The 9,030-nt window shown below is 33.7% G+C and carries 8 protein-coding genes; 6 read left to right on the top strand and 2 right to left on the bottom strand.

Annotated features, from left to right (window positions below):
- Window positions 1-457: 457 nt before the first annotated feature.
- Window positions 458-1,951 carry a C40 family peptidase gene (locus tag EDD63_RS11010; protein WP_208318330.1) on the top strand — a complete coding sequence of 498 codons (1,494 nt, stop codon included), beginning with the start codon at window positions 458-460 and terminating at the stop codon, window positions 1,949-1,951.
- A 137-nt stretch (window positions 1,952-2,088) separates the two neighbouring features.
- Here the strand turns inward: EDD63_RS11010 and EDD63_RS11005 are convergent, their stop codons facing one another.
- Both EDD63_RS11005 and EDD63_RS11000 read right to left on the bottom strand, forming a co-directional pair.
- Window positions 2,089-2,274, bottom strand: a complete 186-nt coding sequence (locus EDD63_RS11005) for a hypothetical protein (protein ID WP_134169038.1) — start codon at window positions 2,272-2,274, stop codon at window positions 2,089-2,091.
- Window positions 2,255-3,508, bottom strand: coding sequence for an IS91 family transposase (locus EDD63_RS11000; protein ID WP_134171364.1), 1,254 nt, complete (start codon window positions 3,506-3,508; stop codon window positions 2,255-2,257). Before EDD63_RS11000 ends, EDD63_RS11005 begins: the two co-directional genes overlap by 20 nt.
- A 202-nt stretch (window positions 3,509-3,710) precedes the next feature.
- Between EDD63_RS11000 and EDD63_RS10995 the strand changes: the two genes are divergently transcribed.
- From EDD63_RS10995 to EDD63_RS10975, 5 genes are all read left to right on the top strand, one after another.
- Window positions 3,711-4,418: an N-acetylmuramoyl-L-alanine amidase family protein gene (locus EDD63_RS10995; protein ID WP_134171363.1), complete on the top strand. Its 708-nt coding sequence runs from the start codon at window positions 3,711-3,713 to the stop codon at window positions 4,416-4,418.
- Window positions 4,419-4,719: 301 nt separating this feature from the next.
- Window positions 4,720-5,472: an ABC transporter ATP-binding protein gene (locus tag EDD63_RS10990; protein ID WP_134171362.1), complete on the top strand. Its 753-nt coding sequence runs from the start codon at window positions 4,720-4,722 to the stop codon at window positions 5,470-5,472.
- The gene (locus EDD63_RS10985; RefSeq protein WP_134171361.1) at window positions 5,465-7,108 is read left to right on the top strand and encodes an ABC transporter permease; all 1,644 of its coding nucleotides are present in this window, start codon (window positions 5,465-5,467) and stop codon (window positions 7,106-7,108) included. The genes EDD63_RS10990 and EDD63_RS10985 overlap by 8 nt, the downstream gene beginning before the upstream one ends.
- Complete coding sequence (locus EDD63_RS10980) at window positions 7,092-8,081, top strand: extracellular solute-binding protein (RefSeq protein ID WP_134171360.1); 990 nt, start codon at window positions 7,092-7,094, stop codon at window positions 8,079-8,081. The genes EDD63_RS10985 and EDD63_RS10980 overlap by 17 nt, the downstream gene beginning before the upstream one ends.
- Window positions 8,082-8,154: 73 nt before the next feature.
- On the top strand, window positions 8,155-8,868 hold the full coding sequence (locus EDD63_RS10975) for an N-acetylmuramoyl-L-alanine amidase family protein (protein ID WP_134171359.1): 714 nt from the start codon (window positions 8,155-8,157) through the stop codon (window positions 8,866-8,868).
- The last annotated feature ends 162 nt before the right edge of the window (window positions 8,869-9,030 follow it).

Here is a 9,030-nt window from a genome sequence, read left to right as displayed (position 1 = left end):
TACCTTCCTTATTTTTATATGGTAATCTTACATTTCAATGTATCATCATACATGTAACAATCTAAGTTAGGTGCGCATCGGTTGAATTAAGCCTTATTTTAAGAATTCTAGGTGGAAGCAAAAACGACTAATTAACTAAAAAAATTGTTTATGGAAGTGATTCGTTGAAAAATGAGTCACTTTTTTTCTACAAAAAATAATGAATTTTAAAGTATGTAAATGAGATTGTTTACCTTCTAAAAATGATGAAACAATACAAAACATCGATACTTTTAATGTATGAAAACCATCATACAGTGGTTGAAAAATGAACATTTTGATACCTAAAATAGTTTAATTTCAACTGTGTGAAAGTTTGGGATATCGTTGTGTAAGGGCTTTCATAATGGTATTATCAGTGAGTAAAATCATTGTGATTTTAACTAGAAAATGATGAAACATTCTGAGGGGTTCAAATATGAGTTCAATGAATAAAATAGTAGAAAACACAAAGAAGCTTAATGCGACTTTAGTATGTAATTTTAAACACGGTTTACGTGAAGCTAGTTCATGGGCAGTTACTTGTAAAGTAAAAGCAAGCGTTGTAGCTAATGAATTACTTGGTGCGTCTTTGATTAGATGTAAACAAGCTTTACATAAAGCAGATGCAGCATTTACAGAAATCTATCCAGTAGTTATCAAACAAACGAAAACTACGTGTACTTCAATTGCAAATAAAGCAAACGTTGCTTTATCTACAATTGAAAACCGTTTTGGTAAAGTACACTTTAACTTTCAACACTTTGTATTAACAACAACTACTGCTGCTTTAGTATTTGCAGTAACATTTACATTTACTGGACTAGGACGCTCACAAGTTGATGCAGCAACTGTTCTTCGTAAAGTAGAAGTTGCTACTCCATTAAATGAAAAAGCAATCAAAGTGAACTATGGTGATGATAGTGCAATCATTGATGTTGCTAAAGAAATCATTTCAAGAAATGAAAGTAACGTATACGATGCAAAAGCAATTACACTTAACGATGGAAGTCAAGGATATGAAATTGGTAACTACGTAGTGAAATTGGATCGTATCCCAACAAAAGAATTAAGAGAAGATACTGTAGCAATTAAGATTCAATCAAAAGAAGCTTATGCAAGTGACAGTGTAAATAAAGTAGAACTAAACAACGACAAGCCAGTAATCGCTGATGATGTATTTGCAGTTAACTCATACTTAGTAAATGTAAAATATGTAGATACACAAGCGCCAGTGATTGCTTTATCAGAAACACATGTAGATGTACTTGATACAGGAGACTTTGATCCTCAAGCATATGTAACAGGTGTATTTGATAACTACGATGAAGTAGTGAACTACACAGTAAGTGGAGAAATCGAAGAAAACGAAGATGGATTATACATCGACGGAGATTATACATTCACATATACAGCAGTTGATGCTAATGGAAACAAAGCAGAAGCACAATTAGTTGTAACTGTAAGTGAAGATGAAGAAGCTGCCAAAGAAAGACGTGAAGCAGAATTAGAAGAAGAACGTCAAGCAAACCAAAGTGCAGAGACAGCTAACGAGCAAAATGTAACACAAGCTCCAACACCTGCGGCTAATGCTGCTAGAGGTGGTGGAATTGCAACTGCAATCTCACTTGTTGGTTCTCCATATGTATATGGTGGAACTTCACCTGCAGGTTTTGATTGTTCAGGATTTGTCCAATATTCATTCGGAATTGGCGCAAGAACTACAGGAGCACAAGCTGCACTAGGTCAACATTATTACGATGTTCAAAACGCACCAGCAGGAGCATTATTGTTCTGGGGTGGAGATAGTTCACCTTACCACGTAGCAATTTCATTAGGAAATGGAAGTTACGTACATGCCGGAACGCCTGCAACAGGTGTTACATATGGTAGTCAAGGAAGTTATAGACCAAATTTCTACATTGTAATTTAAACGAAGCATACAAAAAGTTCACATGATTTGTGAGCTTTTTTTTCTCAAGGAAAGTTCTCTTCGTTGCTAAGTAAAGTCAAAATAAAGGATTAGGCACTTGAAAAGACCTAATCCTGTATTTTGATTTTAGGTTGTATTTATTTCTTTGGATAAAGTGTTGGTTTATCACATCTTGGACAATGTATATGTGGTGTGTCATTGTTGTTATCATATCGCATCATTTCTGCTACTTCATCAAAACACCATGTAGGCATTTGTTCTTCATATCCACAGCTTTTGCATTTCATTTGGATATATTCATCTTTAGCTATATATTGGTCCATTCTTATCACCACCTTTACTTGATGGAACATAGTAATCTATGAATTCCATATAATGACCACATGTACATAAAAACGGATCTACTCCGAATGTTTCTATTAAATCACCACGATAGTATACTCTCTCTTTTGCTTTTCCTAATCGTGGAAGTAAAACTCTCATTTTCTCTTTATGAGAATGATTACATGTTGCATATATTCCATAATAGCGAATCATTTTAAATTGTTGTTCGGGAATATGAAGAAGAAGTTTTTTCATGAATAGAAATACATGTTCTTCTACTTCAATGCGTTCATTTGTTTTATGATCCTCATAATAATACTTGATTGTTTTTTTATCTTTGTTGTAATGGATAATTCTGCTTTGTGCCATTACAGGTCTTCCAGTATAACGTAATATATAATTTATAATTGCGTCTTTACCTTTTCTGTTTTCTAGTGGTGGAGCGTAAACATAGAATCCTTTTTTATGCTCACGATATAGCTTGCTTATTAGTTTTTTGAAATTTTTGTATTCTCTAGAATTCACATCATAAGAGTCTCTCATTTTATACAATAGAGTACGCATAAATGATTTTCTCAATGACTCATAATTGATGAAATTTATGTTCTTATAAATATGTTTACTGTTCATACCGCCTTCAGTGATTAAGCAATGAATATGTGGATTCCAGTTTAATGCACGTCCAAAAGTATGCAAAACCATAATGATTCCTGGAGTAAATGTGTCTTTTTTTCCATTGATTTTATCGAAAACATAAAACAGTGTATCTTTGACTGCACTAAATAAAAGGTGTAGCATCTCTCTATCTCTTAAGAAATACTCTCTTAGTTCTTCATCAATCGTAAAAACTAGGTGTCGATAAGGAACATCTAAAGCATTTGCGGAAATACCAAGTGCTCGTTCTTTAGCATATCTAACACCACAAGAAGAACAGAATCTGCTTTTACATGTATAACAGACAACACTGGTTGTATGACAAGCGAGACACTCATAAATTTCAAAACCACATTCAAAGGTTCCACAGTCCATCATCTTTTGGACTTCTTTTAAAGTCACATCACGAAAACCATTGTGAGCAACTTGAGGATCTTTCAAAAAATCACTCCATTGATCAGTAAATATCTTTTGAATTGTGGGCTTGGTTGAATCATATCTTTGTAATCTCCAAGCATTATCAAATGACTTGTTTGCAATGGAAAAGTGGGATTTAGCTGTTTCTTGTCGAATAGGCATAAAAGGTACCCTCTATAATTGTACAACAGAAGATTGACTAGAAATTCCATATACAGTGTAGAAAGTACCCAATTTAGTTTTTATTTGTCTTTTGTATTGTCTTTTAAGATGATGGAGTGTTTTTCTCCATCACTTTTTTATGAAGTTATGTGATGTTAGAAAAAGTGTAGTCTGATATATATGATTTTGTTATACTTCTACCATGAAAACATTGAAAAGATTAGGAATCATCGTGGTTGCTGTATTGATGTTACTTGTGGGAGTTACATCAAATAATCAAGGACCAACTGCTGCTGTTCAACATGTACGCATGCTTCCATCGAAGCGAATGGTATTATCGAAACAACAAACAACAGTGTTTATTGATGCAGGTCATGGTGATGTTGATTCTGGAATGATACCTTTGTCCGGAATGTATGAAAAAGATGTTAATTTAGATATTGCACTTCGTATTGGAGAGATATTAAAAGAAAATGGAGTGAACGTTGTTTATTCACGTACGAGTGATGTACAACTTTCCACTTCAAATGTAGATGACTTACAAAGTCGAATTGATTTATCAGTCGTCGCAAAAGCAGACTTCTTTGTTTCAATTCATTGTAATGCAAGCGAGTATGGTACAAGAAAAGGTTTTGAAGTGTATACAGATCCAAATGATGCAGAGGCATTTTCATTATCAAAAAACATTGAAGAGAAATTGGAGGAAGTAAATTATACAGATAATAATGGAATTGTTGATGCAACTGAATTACTGCATTTAGTGATTTTTGCCGAAGTGCCAACAACGCTAGTTGAAATTGGATATTTAGATCATGAAGATGATAATGCATTTATTCAAACGGAAGCAGGAAGACAGCAAATTGCTGAAGCTATTGCAAATGGAATATTAACCAAAATACATCAATCTTAGGGAAACCTGAGATTTTTTAATTTTTTTTGAAGTTTCACGGACAATTATGTCTCTTAATATATGTAGCAGGATAGACTCTCTTTGTTCCTATATTTCATCCTGTTACACCCAAGAGAGAAAAATTCAAGGTAGCGTTAGTACAAGAACAAAGAGCGGAGGTTCCAATATAATCGGAACTTCCTTTTGTTTTGTTCAAAAAAATGTTTAAAAATGAGTAAATGAACAATAAATGGTGATTTTATATTGTTATATGTTCATATATCTAGTAAAATGTGTAACATATGAAAAATGGAGAGAGTTTATGCTAACCTTAAACAACTTATATAAATCGTATGGTGATAACACTGTACTTGAAGATATTAGCTTATCAATAAATAATGGTGAAATTGTTTCGATACTAGGTTCAAGTGGAAGTGGTAAGACAACATTGCTTAATTGTTTGCTTGGTCTTGTAGAAATTGATGCAGGAACTATTGAACTAGATGGAAAAGATATTACACATCTACCGATTGAGAAACGCGGATTGAATATTGTATTTCAAGATTATGCTTTATTTCCACATTTAAGTGCTGGACGTAATATCGTTTATGGATGGCGTAATAACCCTAGTGTGTCTACACAAGAAGAAGTAGATGACTTAATTGATCTACTTGATTTACGTGAACATTTAGATAAAGAAATTCATGAGTTGTCTGGTGGTCAAAAACAGAGAGTGGCACTAGCAAGAACGCTAACATTAAAACCAAAGGTATTATTGTTAGATGAGCCATTGAGTGCACTTGATGGAGTAATCAAAGAGTCGATTAAAGACACGATTAAGCAAATCTCAGAAGAGTTTAAGCTTACTACGATAATTGTTACTCATGATCCAGAAGAAGCGCTGACGCTCTCAGATAAGGTTCTTATACTGGATGGTGGAAAGATTGCACAATATGGAACACCACAAGAGATAATTGAGAAACCAGCAACGAAGTTTGTAGAGAACTTTATTTTGCATCAATTACATATCAAACGTGATAATATTCTTAAACTATTTGGAGACCAACATGTTTAAGCGTAATCATGAATTAAAACTCATATATATCTTTATCTTTGCATTATTTGCAATATTTCTATTTTATCCATTAGTACTAGTACTTATGCGTGCTATTCAAACAAATGGTGTCATAAGTTTGGATAATATTGTAAAGGTCATTAGTAAGGAGAGATTTGTTACTTCACTAAGTAATAGTTTTTTAATTGCGAGTATTACAGCATTACTATCTACAGGTATTGCATTCTTTTTAGCATATACCATTCATTTTACAAGTGTACCAAAATGGTTTAAGAAACTAATTAATTTAGTAGCAACAATGCCGATGCTTATGCCAACGATTACCTATGGGTTTGCTATTATTTATACATTTGGTAAACAAGGTGTATTCACTAAAATATTTGGCTTTCAACCATTCAATCTGTATGGGTTTAATGGATTACTAATTGGGTATTTAATTTATACATTACCAATTGCTTTTGTACTAATAAAGAACACAATGACATACATCGATAAGAAACAGTTTTTGGTTTCGATACTAATGGGAGACTCGCCATTGCGACGCTTTTTCCATACCGTATTTCGACCATTAGCATATACACTTGTTATTGCATTTATTCAAACGTTCTTTTTAAGTTTTACGGATTTTGGAATTCCAGCAGCGATAGGTGGACAGTTTGAAGTTATTGCAAGTACACTATATAACCAAATGTTAGGATCTATTCCTAACTTCCATAATGGGGCAGTTATTTCTTTAGTGATGTTAATACCATCAATTGTAGCTGTACTCGTTGTACGTAAAATCGAGAAAATGAATGTTCGCTATGAAAATATATCCGATGTTATGCTACCTGAAGTGAAAAAGAAGAACTGGTTTTGTGGAATTGTATCAGCTTGCATCATGCTTGGAGTTGTATCTGTATTTGCCGTTATCTTTATATTACCATTTGTCAAAGAGTGGCCATATGACATAAGTTTCTCATTCGTCCATGTAATTGAGACATTCCAAAGTGCAAATTTACTTGATGTTGTGAAAAACTCATTTATTGTGGCAATAGCTACTGCAGTTTGTGGGACGATCGTATCCTATGTTGCAGCGATTATTAGTGCGCGCGGGAAAATGCCAAAACTGATTCGTGGAAGTATTGATTTCGTATCCACACTAACAAATGCTTTGCCAGGGATGGTCGTTGGGATTGGATTCATGTTCGCATTTAAAGGAACCAATATCCAAAACACATATATCATTCTTATCATTTGTAATGTTGTACACTTTTTCTCAACACCATATGTCATGATTAAAAATGCCTTTATGAAAATGAATTTATCATTTGAAACAACAGGAAGATTACTTGGTGATAGTTGGTTTGGAACATTACGTAAAGTTATGATTCCATGTTCAATTTCTACAGTTTTTGAAATGTTCTCATACTATTTTATAAACTCTATGGTAACCATTAGTGCAATTATTTTCTTAGTTGGTGCAGAAACAGGTGTCATTACAACAAAGATAAAAGAGTTACAACACTTTGCTAAGTTTGCAGATATCTTTGTGTTATCACTATTGATCTTTATTGCAAATATCATCATGAAAACGTTGATGAACCATTTAACAAAAAAAGAAAGCGAGAAACGGTATTATGTCGAAGCTAAATAAAATCATCGTTGTCATCATTCTACTTGCTTGTACGTTAAGTGGATGTGCAAAAAAAGAATCAAGCAAAGTGATTATTTATTCCAATGCAGATGAAGAAGCACAAGAAGTAATTAAACAAGTACTTGATGAAAATGGTTTTAAAAACAAATACATCCTTCAAGCCTACGGAACAAATGAACTAGGTGGAAAACTTCTAGGAGAGGGTATCGATGTAGAAGCTGATATCGTAACGATGTCTAGCTATTATATAGATTCAGCACAAAGTGAAAATAAAATGTTCGTTAATTTAGATGAAAGTGTTGCACCTTTAGAGCAAACACCGAAGTATCGTACACCATTGCTAGCGATCGAAGGTTCACTTATCATCAATACAAAAGAATTAGAAGAAGCAAATTTACCAGTACCAACATCAATAAAGGATTTAGCAAAACCAGTCTATAAAGACCATATCTCAATTGTGGATATGGCTGGCTCAAGTACAGGGTGGCTATTGGTGCAAACCTTGATTGATACGTACGGAGAAAAAGAAGCAGAGGACTTGTTAGTAAAAATTATGCGTAATGCAGGACCACATTTAGAAAGTTCAGGATCAGGACCATTAAAGAAAGTTCGCGCAGGAGAAGTAGCGATTGGTTTTGGATTACGTCATCAAGCAGTTGCAGATAAAAAAGAAGGGCTGCCTATTGATTTTGTTGATCCAAAAGAAGGTAATTATGCATTAACAGAATCCATTGTAGTCGTAAAACGAAGTGATAAAAAAACTAAGCTTGCCAAAGAAATGGCAAAGTGTATTGTTGAAAAAGGACGGGTAAAACTCATTGAGAATTATCCAATTCCCGTGTATGAAAATGAGAAAGCTGACCCAGAAAAGGTATCAAAGCAGACCAAACAATATACGAAACCATTAACCATCGATCTTTTACAAAAACATTTAGATCTTTCGGAAAAATGCCGAATTGAAGCAAGAGAATAAAGTTCAGAAAACGTACACATAAAAGTGTGCGTTTTTCATATCCAAGGATACATAACTTTGTTATAATCTTCGTATGAGAAAAGTTAGACGATATTTGCAAATTCTACTTGGAGTGACAGTGTTACTTGTTGGGCTAGTCATTGTTTTCGAAGACAAAAACGCTTCAGCAACAGTTAATGATGTTACAACAGGTGATACAAACACACAAAATGATGATAAAAATAAAAAGGCAACAGTGTATATTGATCCTGGACATGGTGAAATTGATGCTGGAACGCTTGCGTATAATGGGAAGTATGAGAAAGATATCAATCTTTCGATTGCCAAAAAAGTTGGTAAGAATTTAGAAGATGCTGGCGTGAATGTTGTATATTCACGAACTACTGATGAACTATATTCAGAAATTGAAGCAGATGATATGCAACATCGAATTGATGAATCAAAGAAAGTAAACGCAACCTACTTAGTCTCGATTCATTGTAATGCAAGTGATGAAGGAACAAGAACCGGTGTTGAGGCTTTTACAGATACCACAAATGAAACGTCAATGGCACTAGCGACATCAATTATGAAAGAACTTGAAGGATTAAAATATACGAATAGTAATGGAATTATTGATGGGACAGGCTTACTTCATATGGTTGGATTTGCAAAGGTTCCAACTGCATTAGTTGAAGTCGGATATATTGATAATGAATCTGATGGAAAATATATACTCGGTGAAAAAGGTCAAAAGGCAATTGCAAAAGCAATCGCTGATGGAATCCTGAACGAGTTGAATAAATAATACAAAGGTGTAAAACAAAATAGGAAGATGGATATAAAAAAACGAGCGAATATTCTGCTCGTTTTTCGTGTGACGGGCAGTCATGCATATAGTCCTCAAACTGCAATGGAAATTGGCAAAGTAAAAAGTAGAACTAGTCAAAAGTTGAAGGAGAGGATATTC

Origin of the sequence: Breznakia blatticola (assembly GCF_004365815.1) — a bacterium.
In the GTDB taxonomy this organism is placed as follows: Bacteria; Bacillota_I; Bacilli_A; order Erysipelotrichales; family Erysipelotrichaceae; genus Breznakia; species Breznakia blatticola.
This window is presented reverse-complemented; position numbering and strand designations above follow the sequence as displayed.